This is a genomic window from Erythrobacter sp., from assembly GCF_039988855.1.
GTDB lineage: Bacteria > Pseudomonadota > Alphaproteobacteria > Sphingomonadales > Sphingomonadaceae > Erythrobacter.
Map to the genome: position 1 here is coordinate 632,423 of NZ_JBDXIY010000015.1, position 25,923 is coordinate 658,345.

At 54.6% G+C, this 25,923-nt stretch carries 25 protein-coding genes, 1 tRNA gene and 1 other RNA gene; 20 read left to right on the forward strand and 7 right to left on the reverse strand.

Annotated features, from left to right (window positions below; genetic code table 11):
• Nucleotides 1-36: 36 nt before the first annotated feature.
• The 4 genes from ABJ205_RS05945 (at nt 37) to ABJ205_RS05960 (ending at nt 3,479) form a co-directional block, all read left to right on the forward strand.
• Nucleotides 37-768, forward strand: a complete 732-nt coding sequence (locus ABJ205_RS05945) for an SIMPL domain-containing protein (RefSeq protein WP_348156399.1) — start codon at nt 37-39, stop codon at nt 766-768.
• A 91-nt stretch (nt 769-859) separates the two neighbouring features.
• Nucleotides 860-1,207: a hypothetical protein gene (locus tag ABJ205_RS05950; protein WP_348156396.1), complete on the forward strand. Its 348-nt coding sequence runs from the start codon at nt 860-862 to the stop codon at nt 1,205-1,207.
• A gap of 138 nt (nt 1,208-1,345) precedes the next feature.
• A complete protein-coding gene (locus ABJ205_RS05955; RefSeq protein ID WP_034959185.1) occupies nt 1,346-2,023 on the forward strand; it encodes a response regulator transcription factor in 678 nt (225 codons plus the stop codon).
• 118 nt (nt 2,024-2,141) lie between these two features.
• On the forward strand, nt 2,142-3,479 hold the full coding sequence (locus ABJ205_RS05960; protein ID WP_348156501.1) for a HAMP domain-containing sensor histidine kinase: 1,338 nt from the start codon (nt 2,142-2,144) through the stop codon (nt 3,477-3,479).
• A gap of 9 nt (nt 3,480-3,488) precedes the next feature.
• On the opposite strand, the gene ABJ205_RS05965 is transcribed toward ABJ205_RS05960, so the two are convergent.
• Nucleotides 3,489-3,773, reverse strand: coding sequence for a chorismate mutase (locus ABJ205_RS05965; protein ID WP_348156392.1), 285 nt, complete (start codon nt 3,771-3,773; stop codon nt 3,489-3,491).
• Between the two features lie 66 nt (nt 3,774-3,839).
• On the opposite strand from ABJ205_RS05965, the gene ABJ205_RS05970 reads away from it, so the two are divergent.
• From ABJ205_RS05970 to ABJ205_RS06010, 9 genes are all read left to right on the forward strand, one after another.
• The gene (locus ABJ205_RS05970; RefSeq protein ID WP_348156389.1) at nt 3,840-4,850 is read left to right on the forward strand and encodes a polyprenyl synthetase family protein; all 1,011 of its coding nucleotides are present in this window, start codon (nt 3,840-3,842) and stop codon (nt 4,848-4,850) included.
• 19 nt (nt 4,851-4,869) lie between these two features.
• Nucleotides 4,870-7,308: an ATP-dependent helicase HrpB gene (gene hrpB, locus ABJ205_RS05975; RefSeq protein WP_348156387.1), complete on the forward strand. Its 2,439-nt coding sequence runs from the start codon at nt 4,870-4,872 to the stop codon at nt 7,306-7,308.
• Nucleotides 7,309-7,431: 123 nt separating this feature from the next.
• Nucleotides 7,432-7,710, forward strand: coding sequence for an ETC complex I subunit (locus ABJ205_RS05980; protein WP_348156384.1), 279 nt, complete (start codon nt 7,432-7,434; stop codon nt 7,708-7,710).
• A gap of 52 nt (nt 7,711-7,762) precedes the next feature.
• An RNA gene (gene ffs, locus ABJ205_RS05985) (signal recognition particle sRNA small type) lies at nt 7,763-7,857 on the forward strand.
• 169 nt (nt 7,858-8,026) lie between these two features.
• Entirely contained in the window at nt 8,027-9,796 is a 1,770-nt protein-coding gene (locus tag ABJ205_RS05990; RefSeq protein WP_348156498.1) for a DNA polymerase III subunit gamma/tau, read from the forward strand.
• A 17-nt stretch (nt 9,797-9,813) separates the two neighbouring features.
• Nucleotides 9,814-10,155: a YbaB/EbfC family nucleoid-associated protein gene (locus tag ABJ205_RS05995; RefSeq protein WP_348156382.1), complete on the forward strand. Its 342-nt coding sequence runs from the start codon at nt 9,814-9,816 to the stop codon at nt 10,153-10,155.
• Between the two features lie 9 nt (nt 10,156-10,164).
• The gene (locus ABJ205_RS06000; RefSeq protein WP_348156380.1) at nt 10,165-10,941 is read left to right on the forward strand and encodes a hypothetical protein; all 777 of its coding nucleotides are present in this window, start codon (nt 10,165-10,167) and stop codon (nt 10,939-10,941) included.
• 129 nt (nt 10,942-11,070) lie between these two features.
• Nucleotides 11,071-13,467 carry an endopeptidase La gene (lon, locus tag ABJ205_RS06005; protein ID WP_348156377.1) on the forward strand — a complete coding sequence of 799 codons (2,397 nt, stop codon included), beginning with the start codon at nt 11,071-11,073 and terminating at the stop codon, nt 13,465-13,467.
• 255 nt (nt 13,468-13,722) lie between these two features.
• Nucleotides 13,723-13,995, forward strand: a complete 273-nt coding sequence (locus ABJ205_RS06010; protein WP_034959160.1) for an HU family DNA-binding protein — start codon at nt 13,723-13,725, stop codon at nt 13,993-13,995.
• 108 nt (nt 13,996-14,103) lie between these two features.
• On the opposite strand, the gene ABJ205_RS06015 is transcribed toward ABJ205_RS06010, so the two are convergent.
• Nucleotides 14,104-14,982, reverse strand: a complete 879-nt coding sequence (locus ABJ205_RS06015; RefSeq protein ID WP_348156374.1) for a hypothetical protein — start codon at nt 14,980-14,982, stop codon at nt 14,104-14,106.
• A 27-nt stretch (nt 14,983-15,009) separates the two neighbouring features.
• The gene (gene rlmB / locus ABJ205_RS06020) at nt 15,010-15,807 is read right to left on the reverse strand and encodes a 23S rRNA (guanosine(2251)-2'-O)-methyltransferase RlmB (protein WP_348156371.1); all 798 of its coding nucleotides are present in this window, start codon (nt 15,805-15,807) and stop codon (nt 15,010-15,012) included.
• A gap of 160 nt (nt 15,808-15,967) precedes the next feature.
• Here rlmB and ABJ205_RS06025 point away from each other — a divergent pair.
• Nucleotides 15,968-16,053 (forward strand) — tRNA-Tyr (locus ABJ205_RS06025).
• Nucleotides 16,054-16,077: 24 nt separating this feature from the next.
• Here the strand turns inward: ABJ205_RS06025 and ABJ205_RS06030 are convergent.
• A complete protein-coding gene (locus ABJ205_RS06030) occupies nt 16,078-17,994 on the reverse strand; it encodes a cation:proton antiporter (RefSeq protein ID WP_348156368.1) in 1,917 nt (638 codons plus the stop codon).
• A gap of 153 nt (nt 17,995-18,147) precedes the next feature.
• Here ABJ205_RS06030 and ABJ205_RS06035 point away from each other — a divergent pair, with 153 nt between their 5' ends.
• From ABJ205_RS06035 to ABJ205_RS06045, 3 genes are all read left to right on the forward strand, one after another.
• Nucleotides 18,148-19,329, forward strand: coding sequence for a beta-ketoacyl-ACP synthase III (locus ABJ205_RS06035; protein ID WP_348156365.1), 1,182 nt, complete (start codon nt 18,148-18,150; stop codon nt 19,327-19,329).
• Nucleotides 19,330-19,411: 82 nt separating this feature from the next.
• On the forward strand, nt 19,412-20,161 hold the full coding sequence (locus ABJ205_RS06040) for a phosphatidylserine decarboxylase (protein ID WP_348156363.1): 750 nt from the start codon (nt 19,412-19,414) through the stop codon (nt 20,159-20,161).
• A gap of 19 nt (nt 20,162-20,180) precedes the next feature.
• Nucleotides 20,181-21,041: a phosphatidylcholine/phosphatidylserine synthase gene (locus tag ABJ205_RS06045; RefSeq protein ID WP_348156361.1), complete on the forward strand. Its 861-nt coding sequence runs from the start codon at nt 20,181-20,183 to the stop codon at nt 21,039-21,041.
• Between the two features lie 12 nt (nt 21,042-21,053).
• Here ABJ205_RS06045 and ABJ205_RS06050 read toward each other — a convergent pair whose 3' ends face one another.
• Nucleotides 21,054-21,326 carry a hypothetical protein gene (locus tag ABJ205_RS06050; RefSeq protein WP_348156358.1) on the reverse strand — a complete coding sequence of 91 codons (273 nt, stop codon included), beginning with the start codon at nt 21,324-21,326 and terminating at the stop codon, nt 21,054-21,056.
• 359 nt (nt 21,327-21,685) lie between these two features.
• Here ABJ205_RS06050 and rpsB point away from each other — a divergent pair, with 359 nt between their 5' ends.
• Nucleotides 21,686-22,471: a 30S ribosomal protein S2 gene (rpsB, locus tag ABJ205_RS06055; protein ID WP_348156356.1), complete on the forward strand. Its 786-nt coding sequence runs from the start codon at nt 21,686-21,688 to the stop codon at nt 22,469-22,471.
• A 92-nt stretch (nt 22,472-22,563) separates the two neighbouring features.
• The gene (gene tsf, locus ABJ205_RS06060; RefSeq protein ID WP_348156353.1) at nt 22,564-23,490 is read left to right on the forward strand and encodes a translation elongation factor Ts; all 927 of its coding nucleotides are present in this window, start codon (nt 22,564-22,566) and stop codon (nt 23,488-23,490) included.
• A 203-nt stretch (nt 23,491-23,693) separates the two neighbouring features.
• Here the strand turns inward: tsf and ABJ205_RS06065 are convergent, their stop codons facing one another.
• Both ABJ205_RS06065 and ABJ205_RS06070 read right to left on the reverse strand, forming a co-directional pair.
• A complete protein-coding gene (locus tag ABJ205_RS06065) occupies nt 23,694-24,104 on the reverse strand; it encodes a hypothetical protein (protein ID WP_348156350.1) in 411 nt (136 codons plus the stop codon).
• A 287-nt stretch (nt 24,105-24,391) separates the two neighbouring features.
• Nucleotides 24,392-25,276, reverse strand: coding sequence for a hypothetical protein (locus ABJ205_RS06070; RefSeq protein ID WP_348156347.1), 885 nt, complete (start codon nt 25,274-25,276; stop codon nt 24,392-24,394).
• Nucleotides 25,277-25,639: 363 nt separating this feature from the next.
• On the opposite strand from ABJ205_RS06070, the gene ABJ205_RS06075 reads away from it, so the two are divergent.
• Entirely contained in the window at nt 25,640-25,897 is a 258-nt protein-coding gene (locus ABJ205_RS06075) for a hypothetical protein (protein ID WP_348156345.1), read from the forward strand.
• Nucleotides 25,898-25,923 lie beyond the last annotated feature (26 nt).

Below are 25,923 nucleotides of genomic sequence, written 5' to 3' on the forward strand. Positions count from 1 at the left end.
CTGAAGATACCGCGTACATTTAGGAGGAATTTTTCGATGATCCGTTATGCATTTAGCATTGCTGCTGCCGCAGTTCTTATGGCTCCAATAACAGCCAATGCCCAACAGGTTGAAATTTCGGCCAATGGACCTGTGATCGAACTGTCCGTTTTTGAAAGCGTGACCGCAGAACCAGACCTTGTGACGATTGGGGCAGGGGTAACCAGCCAAGCGAAAACCGCTGTCGAAGCTATGCGGATGAACGCGCGGCAAATGCAGATTGTTGTCGACCGGATCAAGGCGTTGGGCGTGCCGGATAAGGATATCCAAACCACCGGCATCAACCTCAATGCGCAATATGATTATGACCGCGAGAATCAGCGCCAAGTGTTCCGTGGTTATCAGGTGTCAAACCGAGTGAGCGTCAAGCTGCGCGATGTTCAGGCAACAGGGGCTGTGCTTGATGCTCTGGTGGTGGCAGGCGCGACGGATTTGTCTGGCCCCAGTTTCAGCATAGAAGATGACACCGAAGCAAAGAATATTGCCAGAGAACGCGCGATTGAGGCAGCGCAAATCCGGGCAAATGCTTATGCTAAGCTGTTTGATTATGGCGGAATTAAAGTTCTCTCAATCAGCGAAACTCTTCGAAATGCCGGGCCTTCTACGCGTTCTGCGGGCTTTGCATCAATCGCCGAAGATGCTGCTCCCTCTGCGCCAGTGCAGCCAGGGCAAGTTAGCACAGGGGTGAGCCTTTCCATCAAATATGAGATGGTCCGCAGCAGCGAGTAGCCCTAGGCTTCAAAAAAAGATAAGTCTGAACACTCAGTCAGGGACACATTCACTACTTGTTCAAGGCGCGCAATCTAGGCATGGAACCAGAATGATAAAAGGTCGCTTTCTTTTTGCCGCGATGGGCGCTGCCGCCTTGACGGTTATGCTTGGCGCTGGCGGTGCAACCTCGGTGGTTGCCGCTGGCCTTACGCCACAGGAACAAAGCCTTTCCGATCAAGGAACCGCTCGCCGTGAAATGCGGGCAGGCAATCAACTCTCATTGAGCGAGATCGAAAACCGCATTGTCCCGCGCATGCAGCGCGGCGGCAGCGAGTATCTCGGGCCTTCTTATGACAGCACAGCGCGGGCCTACCGGCTCAAGTTCATCCGTGAAGGTCGGGTAAGCTATGTCGATGTCGATGCGCGTACTGGCCGTATCATCAACCGTTCACGGTAACGGCTGAATACGCTCACTTATTATGGATCTTTTCAATTCCTCGGGGACGAATGCGCTCTTGCGCTGTGGTGCTCGCTTGACGCGAGAGATGCAAACGCGCAGTCCTTTTGAGGCAAACTTACGTAAAGATGGTGGAATATGCGCATCCTAATCGTCGAAGACGAACCGACACTCGGACAACAGCTCAAGTCTACGCTTGAGCAAAACGGCTATGCGGTTGATCTGTCAACCGATGGCGAAGACGGCCATTTCCTTGGCAGCACTGAGGATTACGACGCGTGCATCCTTGATCTTGGCCTGCCGGAGATTGACGGGCTCAGCGTTCTCGGCATGTGGCGCAAGGAAGGGCGAACCTTCCCGGTTTTGGTCCTGACAGCGCGGGATAGCTGGTCTGACAAGGTCGCTGGCCTTGATGCAGGGGCAGATGATTATCTCGCAAAGCCTTTCCAGACAGAAGAGCTGATCGCTCGGCTTCGCGCGCTTATCCGTCGTGCTTCTGGCAACACTTCGTCAGAACTGACCGCTGGACAGGTCCGGCTGGATACACGCTCTGGCCGGGTAACGCTCGATGGTGAGCCGGTGAAGCTAACGGCGCAGGAGTACAAGCTCCTTTCTTACCTCATGCATCACAAGGGCAAGGTGGTAAGCCGTACAGAGCTTATCGAGCATATTTACGACCAGGATTTCGACCGCGATTCCAATACGATCGAAGTTTTCGTCACCCGCATCCGCAAGAAATTAGGTGCAGAGGTAATCACAACCATCCGTGGCCTCGGTTACAGCCTCGACGACCCAGCAGACCAGCCTCGAGCCTAAGGGCAAGGATGCGCCTGCAAGCGAAGTCACAAAAGGTGCATCTGTGCCTGGGGCAGAGGTGCAAGAAAAAGCGGTAACGCCGGCGAATCCCGAACCTCGCGCAAGCCTTGCACGGCGGATGGGATTGATCGCTGCGGTATGGATTATCGTGCTGCTTCTTGGTGGAGGCATTGCGCTTGAACGCACGCTAACCCGTCAAGTGGTAGCCAACTTCGATGAGCAGTTGGACTATCAACTGACTTCGATGATTGCCTCTGCTGAAATCGATAGTTTTGGCGAGGTTTGGTTCTACCGCACCCTTGGCGATCAACGGTTTTTGGAGCCCGGTAGCGGACTATATTGGCAAATCAGCGGCGAAGGGTACGAACCTTATCCATCGCGCAGCCTGTGGGATCGCACTTTAACATTGCAGGCCGATGGCCGCGACGTCAGCGCAAATGTAGAAGCATTCAATAGCGACGTAAGCATCTATGACTCAGCCCAATTCGAAGGTGAGCCGCTGCGAATTGCCGAACGCACGGTTATCTTGCCTGGGAGCGAGACAAGATGGACCTTTGCAGTTGGAAGCGCGACCGAACAGATCGACAATCAGATTCAGCAGGTCCGCCTGATTCTCACATGGAGTTTCGCTGTTCTGGGACTTGGGCTGATCGTGATGGCGCTGTTGCAGATTCGCTATGGCCTTTCACCGCTTCGCCGAGTGCGGGCAGCAATTCAGAAGCTGCAGACCACTGGCGACAATCGCATTACTGAACCTCTTCCGGCGGAGGTCGAACCGTTGGTCGACGAAGTTAACGCGCTGCTCGATCATACTGAAAGACAAGCCGAAGAAGCTCGGATGCATGCAGGAAATCTGGCTCACGCTTTGAAGACGCCGCTAACGGTGCTCACCAACGCAGCGACGGCGCGTGATCCTAATCTCAACGAAGCCGTGTTTCGCGAAACCCGCACAATGCAGCGCCATGTCGATCACCATCTTGCACGGGCGAGGGCAGTTGGAAGGCGCGCAGTGGGGCAGGCCCGCAGCGATCTGCGTTCTAGCGCAGAAGCGGTGCGCCGAGCGGTTGAGCGCCTTTATCCCAATGGCCGTCTCGACATCGCAGGCAGCAAAGACGCCTTGGTTTCAATCGAGCGACAGGATTTGGACGAAATCCTTGGCAACCTCATTGAAAACGCCGCCAAATATGGCGGGGGTAGTGTGTTCGTGACCCTCGATCTTGAACCGGGTTCAGAACAATGTGTCATCTGGGTTGAGGATGATGGGATGGGCATTCCTCAAGAGGAAAGAGACCGAATTTTCGACCGCGGTGCGCGGCTGGATACGGGCAAGCCCGGCACGGGACTTGGTCTTGCGATTGTGCGCGATGTCGCCGAGATTTACGGCGGTTCGGTTACTCTGGACGAGAGCGAAGACCTCGGCGGTTTGCTGGTGGAACTCAGCCTGCCGAGGGCATAGAGACTGACGTTAGCGTTCTTGCGCTTTCTGATGGTGACGGATCACCTCATCAATAATGAAACGCAGAAATTTCTCGCTGAATTCAGGGTCTAAATCTGCTTCTTCTGAGAGCTTACGAAGCCGTGCAATCTGGCGCTCTTCGCGCGCAGGATCAGCAGGGGGAAGGGTGACCTTCGCCTTGTATTCGCCAACGGCTTGCGTAATGCGAAAACGCTCTGCGAGCATGTGAATGATGGCCGCATCGATATTGTCGATGCTTTTTCGAAACTTCGTGAGTTGTGGATCGTCAGACATATGATGCAAACCTAGCAACAATTCAGCGCTTGCCAACAGGCTTGCGCGCGCCCTAAGGCGCAATTCATGACCGCTGATGTCATTCCTATGCCTCGCAAAAGCCCCACGCTTGAGCCCATGCTATCGCTGACCGCGAATGGCATGAACTCGGTCAACACCGTCATTCTTGAGCGGATGCAGAGCGAAATCCCGCTTATCCCGCGCCTTGCAGGGCACCTAATTTCAGGCGGAGGTAAGCGTCTTCGCCCGATGCTGACGCTCGCGGGCGCTGAGCTGGTTGGATATCAGGGCACCCGCCATCACAAACTTGCAGCAGCGGTGGAATTTATTCACACTGCAACGCTGCTGCATGACGATGTTGTGGATGGAAGCGAGTTGCGCCGCGGTAAGGCAGCTGCGAACATCATCTTTGGTAATCCTGCGACGGTGCTCGTCGGCGATTTCCTTTTCAGCCGCGCATTCGAATTGATGACAGAGGATGGGTCGCTCAAAGTGCTCAAAATATTGAGCCACGCCAGTGCGGTAATCGCAGAAGGCGAAGTTTCGCAACTGACTGCACAGCGTCAAATTGAAACCAGTGAAGAACGTTACCTGCATATCATCGGTGCAAAAACCGCAGCCCTATTCGCGGCCGCGAGCCAGATAAGCGCAGTTGTCGCCGAATGCAGCGAAGATGAAGAGCGTGCGTTGGAAGACTATGGCCGCAATTTGGGCGTGGCTTTCCAATTGGTCGATGATGCAATCGACTATGATTCAGATGCAGCTGAGATGGGCAAGGACCAGGGCGACGACTTCCGCGAAGGTAAGATGACTTTGCCAGTTATCCTTGCTCATGCCCGCGGTGATGCGGAAGAACGCAAATTCTGGAAAGACGCTATCCTTGGGCATCGTTCTTCAGACGATGATCTGGCACACGCCATTGGCCTCATTGAAAAACACAATGCCCTTAAAGATACCCGCGAAAAAGCGCGTCACTTTGCTCAGCGAGCAATTGATGCAATTTCGATCTTTCCAGACAGCAAGGCGCGCGCCGCAATGGCGGAAGCTGCAAAATTTGCAGTCGCGCGCGGATACTGATCGCGCTAACTGACTGGGCGTGGCGCCTGATCTTCCCATTTGTAATGTACTTCCCGGCTTGCGGGAGGCTTTGACGCGAAATGGTGCAGCGGTCCTGATTGCTCCGCCGGGCGCGGGCAAGACCACCGCTGTTGCACCGGATCTACTTAGCCAAGAGTGGTGCACTGGCCAGATAATCCTAACATCTCCGCGCCGGGTTGCTGCGCGAGCGGCGGCGGAGCGTATGGCGCAAATTCTCGGCGAGAAACCGGGTGAAACGGTGGGCTATATGACTCGCCTCGACAGCAAAACCTCTGGGAAGACGCGCATATTGGTCATGACAGAGGCGATCCTTGTGAACCGCCTGATCGACGACCCTGAACTAACCGGCGTTTCCGCGGTGCTATTCGATGAAGCTCATGAGCGCCATTTGGATAGCGACCTAGGACTTGCGCTCTCATTGGAGGTGCGTGAGGTCTTGCGCGAGGACCTTCGCGTATTGGTTATGTCAGCGACGATTGATGGTACACGTTTTGCGAGGCTGCTTGGCGATGACGCCTCCGTCATTGAAAGCGACGGGCGCAGCTACCCGTTGGAAATCAAATGGCTCGGCAGCGATCCAGCAGCGCGCATAGAGGACCAAGTCACCAAGGGCGTGATGACAGCATGGCGCGACGGTGCCGAACGAGATGGCGGTGATATCCTCGCATTCCTCCCGGGTGTCGGTGAAATTGAACGCACGCGTGAACGGCTAGAAGCGAAGCTCTCCGATACGCCAATTTTGCCATTACACGGTCAAGTTGAACCCGCCGTTCAACGCGCAGCGATCCGGCGCGATCCAGAAGGCCGCCGCCGAATTGTGCTTGCGACAGCCATCGCCGAAACGTCTCTCACGCTCGATGGGGTTAGCATGGTGGTTGATAGCGGCCTTGCGCGCATGGCCGAATATGACCGAGCAGCCGGAACAACCCATCTGGTAACCCGGCGTGCGAGCCAAGCAGCCTCCGCGCAAAGAGCAGGACGCGCAGCTAGACAAGGACCCGGCACGGCCTACCGCCTGTGGGAAGAGGCGGGACATTTGGGGCGCCCCGAATTTGCTCCGCCCGAAATTGAGACCGCCGAACTTACGGCCTTGGTGTTGAAGCTTGCGAAATGGGGATCGAGTGACCCTTCGTCCTTACGCTGGATCGATAATCCACCTCTTGCTTCTGTGGCTGCTGCAGTGGCGGCTTTAACGAAGCTTGGCGCGCTTGATGGAGAAGGGCGGATCACTCAATGGGGCGAATCGATTGCAGCTATGCCAATGGCGCCAGACCATGCCGCCTGCGTTTTGAGCGGGGTGCGCGCTGGTTGCGCAGAGGAATCGGCTCGGCTGGTCATGCTGCTGCAGGAACGCGGGCTTGGCGGACACGGAGAAGATCTAACGCAGCGCCAATCTCGCTGGCGGGGAGATCGGAGCAGAAGGGCGATAAACGCGGCAAGGATCGCGGCGGGCTGGGCGCAAATTGCGAATAGGTTTGCAAATAACGCTGCCTCTCTTGATTGCGAGGCGGTTGAATGCTTGGCGCTTGCGCGGCCTGACTTTGTGGCGCGCCGACGGGATGCGAAGGGCGAGAATTGGTTAAGCGCTGGCGGACGTGGTTTCCAGCTTGATCCAGCTTCGCCGCTGGCCCGTGCGGATTGGATTGTTATCGGCGATGCACAGGGGCAAGCGAAGGGGGCGAGGATCACTGCTGCGGCCGAGCTTTCGCAAGCGCGCGTGGAAGCGATTTTTGCTGATCAGTTGCAAGAACGCACGATAGCGCGCTGGAATTCAGAGAAAAAACGCGCTGAGGCGAGGCTCGAACGCCGACTGGGAGCGATTGTGCTGGCGAGTGGTCCAGACCCCGATCCTGATCCCAAAGCCTTTGTGGATATTCTTATGGACAAGGCTTTGGAAGATTTGGGAGCAGTTTTCCCGGTTGGTTTTCTCGCTCGGGCGCAGTTTGCAGGGATCGAAGCTCTAAGTGATGAGCATCTCATTGCAGAGGCGGGCACGTGGTTAGCTCCCCTTTTGGAAGGACGACGCGACCTTGATATTCAACCGGTGCGCTTTGCTGATGCGGCTCTGTTAATGATCGCTTGGAACGAACGCCAAGAACTCGACAAGAAAGCTCCAGTCCAGTTCACTTCGCCTGCCGCGACTCATCACAAGATCGACTACGCTGCTGATGATGCGCCCAGTGTCGAAGTTCGGGTTCAAGCCTTGTTTGGGCTTGATACTCAACCGATGATTGGGCGCACGCCGTTGCTCCTCAAGCTTACTAGTCCAGCAGGACGACCCATTCAGTCGACGCGAGATTTATCTGGATTTTGGCGTGGGTCGTGGGCGGATGTCGCGAAGGATATGAAAGGACGGTACCCCAAACACCGTTGGCCAGACGAACCATGGGGGGAAATCCCTAGCCTTCGGACTAAAAACGCCTTCAATCGCCGGTGATATTGGACTAAAGGCTGGTTCGACCAAAAGGGACCACATCGAGCCATATAAATGAGCCGCAAACGCGGCTGTGCGACCGCAGCGATGCGATCTTTGATCGTAAAAAGCGAGGATAGACAAATAATGACTGCCATCATCTATCAGCAACCCAAAAGTGCAATGCAATCGGGCAAGGCGAAAGTGGATACTTGGATCTTGGAGTTTGCACCAAGCGAGGCTCGGCGCGCGGATCCGTTGATGGGGTGGACAGGAAGCGGCGATACGCAGGTACAGGTGAAGTTGAAGTTCGAAAGCAAAGATGCCGCGAAAGCCTATGCTGAAGGACAAGGGCTCGCCGCGCGCGTGCGGGCAACACCTCCCAAAGGGCTTAAGCTTCAGTCCTATGCAGATAATTTCCGCTAACTGACGTCAAACAGTGACTTGAAACCCATAGCGGTACACGCCATATGGCGCTCCGGGAGTCGGGTGGACGTCTGCGTTCGCTCACCGGGTCAGGTCCGGAAGGAAGCAGCCCAGGTGGATTGCGACGGGTCGCTCGGCTCCTTTTTCACACAATTCGATTGCACAGTGCGATGACAAACGCGCGCCGAACGCCTAGCTTGTGCAGGTGACCGATTCAGACCCAGATTTGCCCGAAACGCAAGATGGCGCCCAAGAGGACGCCCAAGAGGATAAGGGCCCAAGCTCTGCTGAGCTAGAAGCGGCGGGGCAAAACTCCATGTTTGGTGGTGCGGATATGGGGGAAACAGGACCTGCGCCTTCGCCAACGCTTGCACCTGCAAGCAGTCCTCAGCAATCAGAAGCGGCGGCGGCAGTGCCGACCGTTCAAGCGGCGACGACAACCGAGGCAGGCCAGCCATACCGGGTGCTTGCGCGCAAATATCGGCCTCAGACGTTTTCTGAATTGATCGGGCAAGAACCGATGGTGCGCACGCTCGGCAATGCGATTGAGCGGGACCGGCTAGCGCACGCGTTTCTTATGACCGGGGTGAGGGGGGTTGGTAAAACCTCCACAGCGCGTTTGATCGCAAAGGCGCTGAATTGCGTAGGCGAAGATGGGCAGGGCGGTCCAACGATCGATCCATGCGGCAAATGCGAATATTGCACAGCTATCGCAGAAGGCCGCCATATTGATGTGATCGAGATGGATGCGGCATCGCATACCGGCGTTGACGATGTGCGCGAGATTATCGAGCAGGTTCGATATGCGGCGGTGTCGGCGCGTTACAAAATCTACATCATCGACGAAGTGCACATGCTTTCGCGAAATGCTTTCAACGCGCTTCTGAAGACTCTCGAAGAACCGCCCGCACACGTCAAATTTCTGTTTGCGACCACCGAGGTTGAAAAACTACCTGTTACTGTGCTCAGCCGGACACAGCGATTTGATCTTCGCCGTATTCCCGCTGAGCTTTTGGCAGAACACTTTGGCAAAGTGTGCTCGCTCGAAGGCGTTGAGGCAGAGGCCGAAGCGCTCAATATCATTGCAGCAGCAGCCGAAGGGTCTGTGCGTGACGGCCTTTCAATCCTCGATCAGGCGATTGCCCATGCGGATATGGACGCTGATCTGAATGGAGGCGGCGGGGTCAGCGCGGAGCGTGTACGCGATATGCTGGGTCTGGCGGATAAGGGTGCGCAAAGGCGCATTCTTTCCCACCTTCTTGTAGGTGACGCAAAAGGGCTCCTTGCTGGGATCGATGAGCAATATGCGCTTGGGGTCGAACCCCTCGCCTTGATGAGAAACCTAATGGACTTAGTGCACCGGGTAACGGTGGCGCAGGTTTCTGGCGGTGAACCCGATACACCAAGCGAGGAGGAGCGCGCCGCGCTGGCTGAGTTTGCGTCAAAACTTGGGGCTGGCGAGTTGCACCGATTGTGGCAGTTGATGCTGAAGGGGCATGATGAGGTCCGGCAAGCGCCCGATCCATTGGTCGCATTGCAAATGGGACTTTTGCGTGTGCTTCACGCAGCTGAACTTCCCGATCCAGGCAAACTTGCCAAACGCATCGAAGATATGGTTGAAAACGGCGCAGCAAATGCGGCCATTCCTGCGGGGGAGGGCGCTCCTTCACCTGCTGCCCCCACTTCAACGCGGGCATCTGTCAGTTGGAGTGAGCTTGTCGATCGCGTTGACGACAGCGGCCAGCTGCGTGTCGCGCAAATGATGCGTGACCGGATTCGCGTGATTGAATTTTCTGAAGAACATCTGATTTTCGAACAAGCTGACAACTATAGCGACGATCCGATCCCAGACATCCGCGACGCCTTGTTCAAGCTTACCGGCAAGCGCTGGCAAATTGAGCGTGGAAGCGGCGACGCGCAGCCGAGCTTGCGGGAGGCCTCGGAGGCCGAAGCCAAAGAAACACAGGATCGCATTCGCTCTCATCCGTTGGTACAAGTAACGCTCGAAGCTTTCCCCGAATGTGAGCTGATTGAAGCTGATGGAAAAGTTGCCCGCACTGCGAGTGCTGGGCGCAATTGGAATTAAAGAAGGACCCCTTTCTTATGAAAAGCATGGAAGAAATGCTGCAAGCCGCGCAGCAAGCCGCTGAGACCATCCAACAACAGATGGGCGATATGCAGGTTAAACTCGACGCCATCGAAGTCGAAGGTCAGGCAGGCGGAGGCCTGGTCAAAGTACGCGCTTCTGCCAAAGGCCGCATCTTGGGCGTTAGCATCGATGACAGTCTGATGAAGGTGGAAGAAAAAAACATCGTCGAAGACCTTGTGACCGCTGCATTCAACGATGCGCGCGACAAAGCGGACCGCGTTTCCGAAGAACAGATGAAAGAAATGCAAGGCGGCATGGGCCTGCCACCGGGCTTTAACCTGCCGGGCATGGGATAAGCGCATATCATGGGGCTTTTTGGCCCATCTCCGCCAATCGACCGCGAAGAGTTTGAATGGCTTCTCGCGTGCTTTGCGTGGATTGATAGAACGTTAGGGGCAAAGGACCGTGCTGACGGATTTGTGCCGGAGCTGGTTCTTCCAACCGATCCCGATCTGCTCAAGGCGTCTACGGCACCTCAGCTTTTTGAGGTGGTCAAGCGTAAGGCGGGTCTGGAACATTGGGAGTGTCGCCTGGAAAAGGGTGAGGCTCGCCGCGAACCAGTTGATATAGGGCTCGTAGGTGGTTTTACCCAGTCTTCGAACGTGCTGGGCACTTTTAGCCTCGAGGGAAACACTCCCGTCGTATGTTACGATCCGGCGTTGCTGCGAAACCCCGATGCCCTCATCGCAACTTTCGCACACGAGTTAGCGCACCTTTTGATCTACACTTTGGGAATGCCCCCGGGCGGTGAAACGCTGGAGGAGCATGCGACCGATTGTATGGCAGTCTACCTCGGTTTCGGCGTCTTCCTTGCCAATGACGCCCGTAATTTTAGCCAGTTCAGTGAAGCCGGCATGCATGGTTGGAGCTCCGAAGCCTCGGGCTATTTATCGGAGAACGCGCTCGTAACTGCGCTTGTCCTTTTTGAACGGCATTTTGACAAAGAAGAATGCGGCGCGGATGCGCTTAAGGACTATCTGCGTCCTGTTCATCGCAAGGCGGATCGATATCTAAAGAAACGCCACCCACATATTCGAGATGAGCTTGCTGGTATCGACTTGTCGATTTGGGCATCCAGCTGAAAAAGGGGATTGTGCAAAGGCTTTGCACAGCTTCGTGATCCTCCCCATTGCGCGGGTAGGGAAGCCTTCCCATATTCCAACAAACGGCGCGCTGCTCGCTTGTGAAGTGGCCACCTTGGACTGAGAATAATGACACAAACCTTCCCCCTTCTTCCTCTTCGCGACATCGTCGTTTTTCCCGGTATGGTCGTGCCCCTGTTTGTGGGCCGCGACAAATCCGTTGCGGCTCTCGAAGCTGCGATGGAGGATTCCAAGGATATCTTCCTTCTCGCGCAACTTGATCCAGCTTGTGATGATCCAGAAGGTGACGATCTTTACGATGTAGGCGTTGTTGCCGAAGTCCTGCAGATGCTCAAACTTCCCGATGGGACCGTACGCGTCCTTGTTGAGGGTAAAGAGCGCGCCAGTCTCGTGACCCTGCATAATGAAGACGGCCATGTGATCGCGGAGGTTGACGCGCTTGTACCAGAAACGGTTGCAGGCACAGAAGTGACCGCTTTGATGCGGCAAGTGACCGATCAGTTTGGCGAATATGCAAAGCTTAACAAGAAGATGGGTGAAGAAAACAATGTCGATTTGTCCGACATTGATGACGCTGGCCAGCTTGCCGATACTATTGCGGCCGCGCTGAGCGCGAAAGTTGCCGACAAACAATCTCTCCTGACCGAATCCAGCCCGCTTAAACGGCTTGAACTGGTTATGGCCTTCATGGAAGGCGAGCTTTCTGTCCTTCAGGTTGAGCGCAAAATTCGAGGGCGCGTAAAGCGGCAGATGGAGAAGACCCAGCGCGAGTACTATCTCAACGAGCAGTTGAAGGCGATCCAGTCTGAACTTGGTGACTCAGATGATGGGGAGGGCGATGAAATCGCTGGGCTCTCCGACAAGATTGAGAAGACCAAACTTTCGAAAGAGGCCAAAACCAAGGCGAAGGCCGAGCTAAAGAAGCTCAAGGGTATGCAGCCCATGAGCGCGGAGGCGACGGTTGTTCGAAACTACCTTGATGTTTTGCTCGGTCTGCCTTGGGGCAAAAAAAGCCGGGTCAAAAAGGATATCGCCAAGGCGCAAGATATCCTTGATGCAGATCACTATGGACTTGAGAAGGTCAAAGACCGCATCATCGAATATCTCGCGGTTCAGGCGCGTACCAACAAGCTTAAAGGACCGATCCTTTGTCTTGTGGGTCCTCCCGGTGTTGGTAAAACTTCGCTTGGTAAATCAATTGCAAGGGCAACGGGACGTGAATTTGTACGCCAATCGCTAGGCGGGGTCCGTGATGAGGCGGAAATCCGCGGCCACCGGCGCACGTACATCGGCTCCATGCCGGGTAAGATCGTGAACAATCTGAAGAAAGCAGGCACGAGCAATCCTTTGTTCTTGTTGGATGAGATTGATAAGCTTGGGCAGGATTTCCGCGGTGATCCGGCGTCTGCTTTGCTCGAAGTGCTGGATCCAGAGCAGAATGATAAATTCCAGGATCACTATCTTGAGCTGGACCTCAACCTTTCTGACATCATGTTCGTGACCACCGCGAACAGCCTCGATCTGCCGCAACCCTTGCTCGATCGGATGGAGATCATCCGCCTTGAGGGGTACACTGAGGATGAGAAAGTTGAGATCGCGACCCGTCACCTGATTGACAAGCAAGTGAAAGACCACGGTCTCAAGAAGAGCGAATTTGAGCTCACCGAAGAGGGCCTTCGCGACCTTATCCGTTATTACACCCGCGAGGCCGGCGTGCGTACGCTTGAACGTGAGATTGCTAGGTTAGCGCGCAAATCTTTGCGCAAGATCCTCGAAAAGGACGTCACAAGCGTTACCATTACACCTGAAAACCTTGGTGAATTTGCGGGCGTTCGTAAATTTAAGCACGGGATGAGCGACGACGAAGCGCAAGTGGGCGCGGTTACAGGCCTTGCATGGACCAGTGTTGGCGGCGAACTTCTCACTATTGAAAGCGTAACGACGCCGGGCAAAGGCGAAATCAAGACCACCGGTAAGCTTGGCGATGTGATGCAGGAAAGCGTGGCTGCTGCATTCTCTTTCGTGAAATCGCGCAGCCCCCAATACGGCATCAAGCCATCACTTTTCCATCGCAAGAACATCCACATCCACTTGCCCGAAGGGGCCGTCCCTAAAGATGGGCCGAGCGCTGGTGTGGGTATGGTTACAAGTATTGTCTCGACGTTGACGGGCGCCAAGGTGAATCCGGATGTCGCAATGACCGGCGAAGTCACCTTGCGCGGCCGCGTCCTTGCCATTGGCGGGCTGAAAGAAAAGCTCCTCGCAGCTCTTCGCGGCGGCATCACAAAAGTGCTGATACCGGACGAAAATGTAAAAGACCTTGCCGAGATACCTCGGAACGTCAAAGACGGGCTTGAGATCATTCCTGTTGCCCATGTTGATGAGGTGCTGGAGCATGCTCTGATCGATCGGTCATCGCCGATTGAGTGGACAGAGGCGGATGATCTTGCGTCTCAGCCTGGGGTTCAGGTGCATGCGGGCGGCGAGAATCCGACCGCGCATTGATTGCGAATTGAGCAGTCACGAAAAGACTAGGTGACGCTAGGGAAACTGGCGGTTTTGAAAAGTTTCAGGCTTCTTGCCGCCAATGTGCTGTGATTTTGGGCGTCAGTTCGTCGCAAATGGCCGTTTTGGGTCCTTTTTAGTGGTTTTTGACCCTGATTAGGCTTTGACAGTCCACCAAAAAACGGCTCAATTCCCGGTATTAGGAGGGGGACGATTCACTCTTACTGTTCTATGATGCACGAGGGGAAATAGCGAATGAACAAGAATGATCTGATCGGTGCGGTCGCTGAGACTAGCGGGCTTTCCAAAAGCGATGCGGCAAATGCCGTCGAAGGTGTGTTTGACGCAATCCAGAAAGCTCTTGCGGGCGGCGATGAAGTGCGCCTGGTCGGGTTCGGCACCTTTGCTGTTGCAAAGCGCAAGGCGTCGATGGGGCGCAACCCGCGCACCGGTGAACCAATGCCAATCAAGGCATCCAATCAACCCAAATTTAAAGCCGGTAAAGGCCTTAAGGACGCTGTGAACTAGATTTGTTCACGCGCTTGGGCGCGGATGTGTGATTGATGCAGGCAGCATCGAAAAAGAATTGAAGGCCCCGCTAGCGCTAAGCTGGCGGGGCCTTATTCTATGCACGGCTTACGAAGTAAGATCGATAAGCGCGGTTGGGGCGGTCTTGGTGCGCGGAGAAATCTCCCAGACCAAACGTTCACCGCTTGCATCTGCACGGGATCCTTCGTCCGTGTTATTGGCTTTAATCTGGCCATCGGTAACGATAGTAAAGGTTCCCTCTAGCACCGGAATGTTCGAGTTTTCTTCGCCGTCAGGTGATTGGCTGGCAAGAGATGACATTCCGCCAAGGCCAGCCATGCCGCCCACCATTCCGAAAATCGGATTTGCGCCATCTTGCGCGGCAAAGCCGGGGGCATTGACGCGCACCAGATTTCCTTCACGAAGAATGATTTGCACAAATGGATTGGTTGAAGGGAATCCTTCGACCAGCGGGAACATGAAGTCGTGGCTCAAGTCGCCGCTGGCTGAGTAACGCACGTCAAAAACGCCGTTACCTTTGTCGATGACCCGTTCCCAACCGCGTTGACGTGATAGCAGTTCAACAAGCTCGGCAGACGCTTGCGGATCGCTGGGATCAATTCCGCCCATAATTGCGCCCATCTGCTTTGCCTGTTCTTGCGCCTTGGCCGCACGAACAGGTGCATTCAATTCCCAAACTTCACGCTGTTCGGCAAGCTCTGTCTCCGTACAATCTCGCCCTTCAAACGTATTCTCATCGTAACATTCATCAGGTTCAAACTTTTCACTCGAAGCGCCCATTTCAGCCAAGCTGGAGAGGCCAAGAAAGAAGATTTCCCCATCGTAAGTGAAGGTGAACTGGTTATCTTGAGTTAGAACAAGCTCAGAATTGAATTTGCCCGGTGTGATGAAGCACCCGGTCAAAAGCAGTGATAGCCCAGCTATTAGAGCGGTTGCATAGGTGCGTGTCGACGTCACGATTGTCATTTGTTGTCCCCCTTGGGAAATGCCCACTTAGTCGGTTGAGCGGGTGGCTACGGCATATAATGCAATAGCTGCTGCATTCGAAACGTTAAGACTTTCGATATCTGATGAGATTGGAAGTCGCGCCAACGTATCACAATGACCTGCGATATTGTGGCGCATGCCTTCGCCCTCAGCCCCTAAAACTATTGCAAGCGGGCCGGTGGAAAGGCTCTCTGAAAGTGTCGTTTCGGCTTCTCCCGCAAGTCCGATGCGCCAATATCCCGCCTCAGCCAGTTCATCCATTGCGCGAGACAGGTTGACCACGCGAACCCAAGGCACGGTTTCCAGTGCGCCCGATGCAGATTTCGCAAGTACTCCGCCCTCAGGCGGGGCGTGGCGGTCTTGGGTGATTATACAGGCCGCGCCAAAGGCAGCGGCCGATCGCAGAATCGCTCCGACATTGTGCGGATCCGTGACCTGATCGAGAATGACCACAGGGTGCACAGGGTCACCCTTGGCCACTTCATCAAGAAAGACGTCCTCAAGAGGTTCACATTCGAGTACGAGCCCTTGGTGCGGCGCGTCTTTGGCGACCAGCCGTGCAAGATCGCTGACATCTGCATATTCGACCGGAAAATCAGCCGGTAGTTCACCGTCCAGCGTTTCGATGCCTTCGCGTGTTGCCCAGAGCTTGCGATGCTGACGGGTAGGGTTCTTCAAAGCTGCCTCGACCGGATGGCGGCCCCACAGGCGCACTGAACCAGCTGTGCCCTTGCCCGAACCGCGCCCGCCCTTCATTCGACCAGCACGACCTCGCAGCACGCGTTTGCGATCACCTTTTGCCATATCTTTCTCACTTAATGTGTGTTTCGAGTGCGCCTGTGCCAGTACCCCCATTGACAGGCAAGCACAGCTTCGCCAAAGGGGCGCCTCTCGGCAGCGGAGCTTTGGCTTTGCGCTCATTGATTGAGCAGCGTTATTGATGCTCTTTCCAAGGCCCATGTGTGGACAGGTGGCCGAGTGGTTAAAGGCAGCAGACTGTAAATCTGCCCGCGCAAGCGTACATAGGTTCGAATCCTATCCTGTCCACCACTGGCCGTTCTTCCGATTGTTGCGTTATTCGCTTTCTGACTTGGGTAGCTTGTCGAATTCGTCCAATTCTTCCAAGTCATCTTGGCCCATGATCTCGGCCATTTGGTGTTTGAAGAGTGGGTCCCATTCTGATCTCAGCTTCTTGATCAATGCGATCATTTCTTCATTTTCCCATGGCGGCGTTCCGAAAACGAAGGCCTGAGCCATTGGAAGCATCGTGCTTCGGTCCAATTCCTCGAACTTTTGCGCCATGGCGTCGGCTCGCTCGCGCGGTATGCCAAGCGCTTCGTAAGCGGAGCGGCCCAAGCGCAAGCTGCTGTCATAGGTCTCGCGAATAATGTCACGGCAACCAAGCGACCACAGCTCAAACACGTGACCGCGATCATATGCGCGCGCAACGATGTGCACGTAGGGAAAATTCTTCACGATGTGAGAGACAAGCTTGTTGGTCGCTTCTTTGTCGTCAATCGCAATCACGATCAGCCGTGCCTGTTCAATACCTGCAGATTTGAGTAGGTCGGGGCGCGCCGCGTCACCGAAATAGGTGCGGATGCCAAATTTACTCAACCTGTCGATCTGAGCAGAGGAATAGTCGATCACTGTCGTTCGGTAACCAGCGGTTTCGAGCATTCGGTCGACAATTCCACCGACACGTCCGCGCCCTGCCAAAATGATGTCTGATGGCTCGTCAATGTCATCAAAGGCGCGCTCGCGGCCCTTTTGGTAATGCCGCAAGATAACCTTGTCGTAAAAGATGAAGAGGAGCGGGGTGATTAGCATCGACATCGCAACGATAAGTAGTAGTTGATCCGCCAGCGTAACGGGCAGGACATGTGCGCCTACAGCAAAGCTCAACAAGACGAAGCCAAACTCACCAGCTTGTGCGAGGCCAAGTGAAAATAGCCAACGATCTTGCCCTTTGATGCCAAAGAATGTGCCGAGTGCGAAGAGGACTGCGATTTTGGTGCCGACTAAAACCGCGGTCCAACCAAGTACGCTGGCGTAGCTGTCAAACAGCAATGCGAAGTTGATGCCCGCACCCACTGTGATGAAGAATAAACCCAGCAAAAGGCCTTTGAATGGCTCTATGTCTGTTTCGAGTTCGTGCCGATACTCGCTGTTTGCGAGGACCACGCCTGCGAGGAATGTCCCCAAAGCAGGGGAAAGGCCAACTACGGACATCAATAAAGCGATGCCGACCACGACAAGCAATGCCGTCGCAGTGAATAGCTCGCGCAGGCCTGCCATGGCTATAAAGCGGAACAACGGACGGGTTAGGTAATTCCCGGCAAGAGCTACAAATGCAATCGCCGCAAGGGTCGCAAGCCCTGCCGCCCACGCAGGTAAGCCTTCAAGTATATTGATGCTGCCACTGTGATCGTCTGCGCCATGTTCACCTGCGGCGCTCGCGGCTTCAGCGGCAAGTTCTGGGACAGCCAGCAGCGGGATAATTGCGAGCATCGGGATAACTGCGATGTCTTGGAACAGCAGGACTGAGAAGGAAGATTGGCCGCCTTCTGTTTTCATCAGGCCCTTTTCGTCGAGAGTTTGTAAGATGATCGCAGTCGAAGACAGCGCGAGGATCATTCCAACGGCAAGGGCGGTTTGCCATGCACTACCCACCAAAAGCGCATAGACAGCCATAATCATCATGGTGATGAGGACTTGCCCACCGCCAAGGCCAAGAAGCCTCACTCGCAGCTCCCACAACTTGCGAGGCTCTAACTCAAGGCCGATCAGGAACAGCATCATCACGACGCCAAACTCGGCAAAATGTTGGAGCGAGATGACATCGACGCCAAGCGTCGTAAGCGCTGGGCTGATCGCCATACCGGCTATGAGGTAGCCTAGGACGGATCCAAGACCGAGGCGTGTTGCAATCGGTACCGCAACAACGCCGACCGCGAGAAGGATCGTGGCGAGCAACAAGAATTCTGTCATTCCAACGAGCTATGGGCAGCTTGAGAGAAACTCAAGAAGATTGCATTTCAAGCCTAATCAGTGGGGACTTCTGGATCAGTCGGGCGTCCCGATGGGACTTCGCTGCAAATGGTGGCTTGCAGCGCACCGTGAGCCGCCCTATTCGTGCGCATCATGCAGGATACAATAACAAACGAAACTTCGACGCATAGCGCGGTTGATGGCGCAGTTCTGACCGGGCGTCCGGTGATCTCCTCGACGGGTCTCTTTACGCCCGAAGAATCGATCACAAACGAAGAGCTGGTCGAGAGCTTTAACCAATATGTTAACCGTTATAATACGGCTAACGCTGAAACGATCGAGGCGGGCGAAGTAGAAGCGCTTACCTATTCCTCTGTCGGCTTCATCGAAAAGGCCAGCGGCATCAAGGCGCGCCACGTCATGAGCAAGGCGCCGATCCTTGATCCAGACATCATGAGCCCACGCTGGGACGAACGTTCCAACGACGAACGCTCTATGATGTGTGAAATTGGTGTGACTGCCGCGCTCCAAGCGCTTGAGAGGGCAGGGCGCAAACCTGAGGATGTGGACGCTGTGCTGTGTGCTGCATCCAATATGGAGCGCCCATACCCCGCCATGGCTATCGAAATTCAGCAAGCGCTGGGTATCGAAGGTTTTGGTTTTGATATGAATGTCGCGTGTTCTTCTGCGACTTTTGGTATCCAGACCGCGGCTGATTATGTGCGTGCAGGCAATGCGAAAAGCGTTCTGGTGGTGAGCCCAGAGATCACATCAGGCCACCTCAATTGGCGCGACCGGGACAGTCACTTTATCTTTGGCGATGTGGCCACGGCAGTTTTGGTTGAAGATGAAGCGATTGCCCCCGAGGCACATTGGGAAATCTTGAGCACTAAGCTCAAAACGGTTTTTTCAAACAACATCCGCAACAACTTCGGCTTTTTGAATCGTGCTGCGCCGGATAGTGCGAGTAATGCCGACAAACTTTTTATCCAAGAAGGTCGCAAAGTATTCAAAGAGGTGGTGCCGATGGTCGCGCAGATGATCATCGACGAAGCAAAACGGCTGCAGATGGACCCGACAACATTGCGCAGGCTTTGGTTGCACCAAGCAAATGCAGGAATGAACCGCCTCATCGCTCAGCGCGTATTGGGACATGAAGCCAATGATGATGAAAGCCCAACGGTGCTCGACACCTATGGCAATACGTCAAGCGCCGGTTCCATCATTGCCTTCCACTCGCATAGTGACGATTTGAGCGCTGGCGACACAGGGCTCATTTGCAGTTTTGGTGCGGGATATTCGGCTGGAACGGTTTTTGTTCGTAAGACCTCCTGAACACACACAAAAATGGGATAAGGCGCGTGCTTGGCAAAGGGGCAGTTGTCCCAAGGGCCAGCAGTGCCTAAATGGATGATCTATGGCAGGTGAAATTCTCGATAATCAGGGTCGCGGCGAGGCAAGCTGGGGTTGGCCGACTATTCATCCCGAAGGGCGCAAATATGGTGTGATCGCGGCAGCGATTGCGTTGGTGCCCCTCTTTTTCGGATGGCAGTTCATTGGCTGGCCGCTTCTGCTTTTGTCATTGGGGGTGTTCGCATTCTTCCGTGATCCGGAACGTGTGGTACCACAAGACGACAAATCCATCGTCGCCCCTGCTGATGGTCTTGTGACGTTGATCCAAACGATGGAGCCTCCGCGCGAGATGCTCGGCGATGATGGTTCAGGCGTCCCGGGCCTACCAAACGGCCCAGTGACGCGGGTCTCCATTTTTATGAGCGTGTTCGATGTGCACATAAACCGGGCTCCTATCGCGGGCACTGTGCAACGCGTGGTTTATATTCCGGGCAAGTTTGTGAACGCCGACCTCGATAAGGCGAGTGAGGAAAACGAGCGTCAACTTGTTCTGATCGAGCGCAGTGATGGTTTGATGATCGGTTTTACCCAAATCGCCGGCCTTGTGGCTCGGCGGATTGTGCCATTTGTGAAGCCGGGTGATACCGTGGCTAAGGGCCAACGTGTGGGCCTTATTCGGTTTGGAAGCCGGGTCGATGTGTATCTTCCTGCTGGTACACAGCCCAAGGTTCTTATGGGACAACGGATCGTTGCAGGCGAGACCATCCTTGCAGAAATCGGCGCGACGGCCCTTCTCGAAGGGATAGCGCAATAGCCGCGTCTCGGAGCCTTTCATGAGCGGTCCTTCGCACTCAACTGACGGCGCGGGCACCTCTGCCCCGCGAGTAGGCCCAAAGGCGGCTGAAGATGAGAACGCTGATCTGGCGGACCCCTTGCTGGATATTCCCGATGTCGCCGACGAGCGCACCGGTCTAAGCCTTCGCGCCATGCTTCCCAATGCGGTGACAGCTGCGGCTTTGTGCTCGGGGCTTACTGCAATTCGTTTTGCAGTCGACGAGAATTGGTCATTCGCGGTGCTTGCGATCCTGCTCGCCGGAATTTTGGATGGGATGGATGGCCGCATTGCTCGTATGCTGAATGCGCAATCGCGGTTTGGTGCGGAACTCGATAGCCTTGCTGATTGTGTGTCGTTCGGCATCGCTCCGGCACTGGTGTTGTTCATGTGGTCATTAAAGAGCTTGCCCAGCTTTGGGTGGTTTGCAGCTCTTGGTTTTGCGATTTGTATGGCACTGCGACTGGCGCGATTTAACGCCATGATCGACGTCGAAGATCAGCCGCATAAATCGGCCGGCTTCTTAACCGGAGTGCCTGCGCCAGTTGGGGGAGGGCTTGCTCTTGCTCCGCTGATTCTGTGGATCGAAATTAGAGAACCATTTTTGCGCGATCCGATCTTCCTTGCCCTTTGGGTATCGGTGATCGCTGCACTCCTGATTTCCAATATGGCGACGCTCAGTTGGACCGCTATCCGCCCTCAACGCGACGTACGCATATGGGTTATCGCGCTTGTTGGGCTATTATTTGCTGGCGTGTTGCTAGAGACTTGGTGGACGCTTACCGCGATCAGCGCAGGGTATCTTGCACTCATGCCCTACGCCCTGTTCAAATATGGTAAGATCAAGCGCGATCGGGCCTAGACGTAGTCTAATTCAACCAAAGACTTGGGTTGCACCAAGGTTGGAACGTTTTGCGCCGCCAAACCCACTCCTGCGAACACGAGCGCGCGGCGCACGCGGGGCCGTGCGGTGTAGGGGTTGACGAAGCCGTGTTTCACTCGCCTTGACCTGGGGAACAAACCCCGCATCCAACAATTGCTGCTCACGAAAAACGCTCCAGAATGCGGTGCGCGCTTCGAACCATGTGTCGAGCAAGGTAAGCCCGGCCGTCAATGCCGCAATGACAAAAAGGCAGGTTATGGTCATTGCAATCATCATATCGGTTACCTCATCTCTATTCCCGGCGATCAACTCTACGTTCTATCGGAAGTTGATATTGCGTTGACCGCATCGTTCGATCTTTGTTCCGCTCCTTTGTTCCCTAAGTGTTCCAGTTCGTCAAGCAGTTTGTTCCATTTGTGTTCTTTCTCTTGCACAAGGCACTAGATTTTGTGGGAAGAGGGTTCTATGTGGCCCGCACTCGTTTCGAATGGGGTGCGAATCACTCGTTCCGCAGGCGCAAACGAAATTCACATGGGTAAGCGCACATACCGGTGCCACGGCGGGATCTCCGCCAAAGGTCACAAAGGCTTGCTCAGAGGACTAACCGGAAAGGAACTATACCTATGGCGACCACTACCGTCACCATGCAGCAATTGATTGAGGCCGGCGCACACTTCGGCCACCAAACCCACCGCTGGAACCCACGCATGAAGCCGTATATCTTCGGCGCGCGTAATGGCGTTCACATTCTCGACCTTTCACAAACCGTTCCGCTTTTTGCGCGCGCACTCGACTTTGTTGAAAATACCGTTCGCGCTGGCGGCAAGGTTCTGTTCGTTGGTACCAAGCGTCAGGCGCAGGAGCCTGTGGCTGAAATGGCCCGCGCTTCGGGTCAGCACTTTGTGAACCACCGTTGGCTCGGCGGTATGCTCACTAACTGGAAAACCATCAGCGGTTCGATCAAGCGTCTCAAGACCCTCGAAGAGCAGCTTTCAGGCGACACTAGCGGCTTCACCAAGAAAGAAGTTCTGCAACTCACCCGTGAGCGTGACAAGCTTGAGCTTTCGCTTGGCGGTATCCGCGATATGGGCGGTGTTCCAGACGTGATGTTCGTGATCGACGCAAACAAAGAGGAGCTCGCTATTAAAGAGGCGGCTGTTCTGGGCATTCCAGTGATCTGCGTGCTCGACACCAACACCGATCCAACCGGCATTGCATTCCCAGTGCCCGGCAATGACGATGCCAGCCGCGCTGTGCGTCTTTATTGTCAGGCTATCGGTGATGCAGCGAATGCTGGCCGTGGTCAGGCTGTTGAGCAATCGGGCCAAGACTTTGGTGCGATGGACACGCCTCCTGCTGAAGAAGCAGCGCCCGCTGCCGCTGCTGAAGCACCGGCTGCCGAAGCGTAATTCAACGCCTCACAAACTCAATCTAGCGCGCCGGTCATGCTCCTTGCCTTAGGAGCTTTCCGGCGCCCCTAAACTATCAAAAGGAAATCACCATGGCTGCTTTTACCGCTGCTGATGTGAAGAAACTGCGCGAACTGTCTGGCGCAGGCATGATGGATGCAAAGAAAGCCCTCGTTGAAGCTGATGGCGACATCGACGCAGCGGTTGACGCTCTGCGCGCAAAAGGCCTTGCAACCGCACAAAAGAAGTCAAGCCGTACGGCTGCTGAAGGCCTCGTTGGCGTCGCCGTCTCAGGCACCCGCGGCGTTGCGGTTGAGGTTAACTCTGAAACCGACTTTGTGGCCAAGAACGACCAATTCCAAGCCTTCGTAAGCAACACCACCACTGCGGCGCTTGGCGTGGACGGTGACGATGTCGAAGCTCTGAAAGCTGCTGGCTACCCTGAGGGCGGCACGGTTGCTGACAAGCTGACCGATAACGTTGCGACGATTGGTGAGAACCAACAAGTTCGCCGGATGAAAACCGTTGCCGTAGAGAGCGGCGCGGTCGTTTCCTACGTTCACAACGCGGCGGCGGAAGGCCTTGGCAAAATCGGTGTGCTCGTTGCTTTGGAAAGCGATATTGCCGCCGACACGCTGACGCCGTTCGGTAAACAGCTTGCCATGCACATTGCCTCCATGTTCCCGCAGGCTCTCAACGCTGACGGCCTTGATGCTGACGTGATTGAGCGTGAGCGCGCGATTGCACAAGAGAAGGCAGCCGAAAGCGGCAAGCCTGAGAACGTGCAAGAGAAAATGGTCGAAGGCGCGATTCGCAAGTTTGCCAAGGAGAACGCTCTGCTCAGCCAGATGTTCGTGATGGACAACAAAACTACCGTCGAAGACACGGTTGCCAAGTTCGGTAAGGACAATGGCGGTTCGGTCGTTCTCAAAGACTACGTCCGCTTCCAGCTGGGTGAAGGCATTGAGAAAGAAGAGAGCGACTTTGCAGCAGAAGTTGCAGCTGCTGTTGGCGGCTAAGCGCTTCTCTCAATAAGCCAATTCAAGCGGCCGTCGGATCCAAGGGTTCGGCGGCCGCTTTGCTTTGCGAGTCGCAATAGGGCACGGCGGGGGTTTAGTTTATAAGATACAGCCGTGGCGCCGCATCAATGAAACAATTGGCTTGGCATTTGGATTAAAAGAGGGTCAAACGAAGCTAACAGCTAACGACCGTGTGGGAAAACTCATGGTGCCTCTTTAGGTCCAAGCCACATGAATATGACCAATCCAGCGATCAACCCGGCGATTGAGAAGGCGATATCATACGGGTCATAAACCTGCGCTCCGCCGACATGATGGAGCCCCAATTCCTGTGTGATCACATAGGTGCCTACTCCCAAAGTCGTGACGATGCATAGGCGAGGAAGAGTGAAGAAACGTCCAAGCAACTCCACTTTCCATGAAGCTTGCGTGAGCAACATTGCCGTCATAAGAAAACCGACAATTCCTTCCGCAAAATTTGGGAAGGAGTAGAGAAATATCTCAAACACTGGATTGGGAAAGGCTTCAAACAATATCTCGCGTGATTGTTTAAGGATAGCAAAGATCGCAACCGCGGCGAGCAGAGCGACAAGAGTCGGTCGAAAGCTCCTCATTGCACTGTTCTAGTGGAGCATGCGGTTCAATTGAAGCGGAGGTTTTGCTTATCAAAGCCAGTCGAGGATGGAATTTGAATGGTAATGGTCGGCCACCGGCCCTGCCTTTAGGAACGGCATGCTGTGGGTTTTGTGAAGTCCTGCGAATGCGGGATTCCAGTCTTATCTTGGCACAATTCAATCCTTACTTTCGCAAAAACTTATCGGTTCAACAAGAAAGGGTTTCCCGCAAGAGAGAGAATTCGGGGGCAGCTTTCAGTTCTAGTTATTGAGGCAATTGAGGTGCATCATGACGCATCGACCCGGTACAATTCGCCATCGCTGTCGAGGATAAATAGTCTGTCCATGTCATCGACGATGAATGCAACTGGCGAATCAATAGCGCCAACGTCCGGCTCAAAGTCTGAGGTTCTTCGGTCCATCTGTTCGGGTCGCAACAAAAAACCACTCGTTAAGTCATCGAATGGGACAGACCAGATTGTGCCAGATGCATCGCCAAAGACGTAGGCGTTATCAAGTTCAGTATCAGGGCCTGTAAAAACCCCCCCGAAAATGACACCAGTGCCCTGATCGAGCCCGGTTCCAAACTCATAGGCGATGGTAGGTCCAACGACAGACGCTGGAGGATTATTCCCAATTCCTTGAGTACCTTCTCGTCCTGGCCAACCAAAATCAAGTGGCCGGGCATTCTGGTCGAAGAAGTTCAATTCGTGTTCAACTGCCTCACCTTGATCACTCAAAAGGATTTGATTTCCAATCACACCAGCACCACCCGAATTGCGAATGCCGGTGCCGACAATGAGCGTGTTGAAGCCGCCACGACTAATGCTGGCACCTGAGAATGGATCTTGTCCTTCGAGTGAGATCAGCTTTCCACGCAGCGACATAAGATCTTGTGCGAATGACCCATTTTCGTCTGAAAGAGTTAGGAAAAAATCAGTAGTCCCTGAAAAATCGACCCCGTCAAAGATTTTGGCTGAGACAGGTTCAGACCCAGAAGGTAGCAATTCAACCTCATTGATTGGCGCTCGAGAATAGCGCTGGATGAATACCCTGCCGTTGGATTCCCTGACGACGCCATAGAGACCTGAATAGAAGTTCACCCGGCCTTTGTTGTTAAAACCAAGCGCCAAGAGTTCTCCGCGTGCCTGACCATTAAACACATCAGTCAATAGGGTCTGCTGCCCAGTGGTTCCGTCGACATCAAAAATCTCGCCATTGCTTTGGGCAAGAGCAATACGACCCTGAGGCTCGAGCCCTGTGACCCCTCTGAATTGTAAAAACCCGAGAGCAACGGGGTTATCGAACCCGGTTGCTATTCGAGTGACTGCGATCCCCTCTTTGTCGTTAGTAACCGAGATCGAGAGATTGAGAGATTGAGAGTATCTGAACCACCGCGTCCATCCGAGACTTGGAGAGCGATTTCATAGACATTGTCACGGTCGGCATCAGTCGGGCGCTCAAAATCCGGCGTTTGGGCAAATGAGAGTTCAGCGTTTGAAAGTGAGAAACTATCTGCATCGGGCCCACCGGAAATGGAAAACGTAAGTGTGTCACTATCCGGATCAGTTGCGGTCGCCGAATACGTGAAGCCGCTTGTATTCTCCGTCACGGAATCCGTATTTGCAGAAGAAAAAGAAGGCGCAGCGTTAGTCGCAACCGGAGTGGGTGTCGGCGCAGACCCGCCTCCGCCACAAGAAGCAAGTGAAATAGGTGCTGCGCAAATGGCAACGGATAATGCAATTCTATTACTTATGGTGCGCTTAATCACGATCTGCCTGTCTTTATTATGAGCAATCAATTCAGTAAACGATAACGA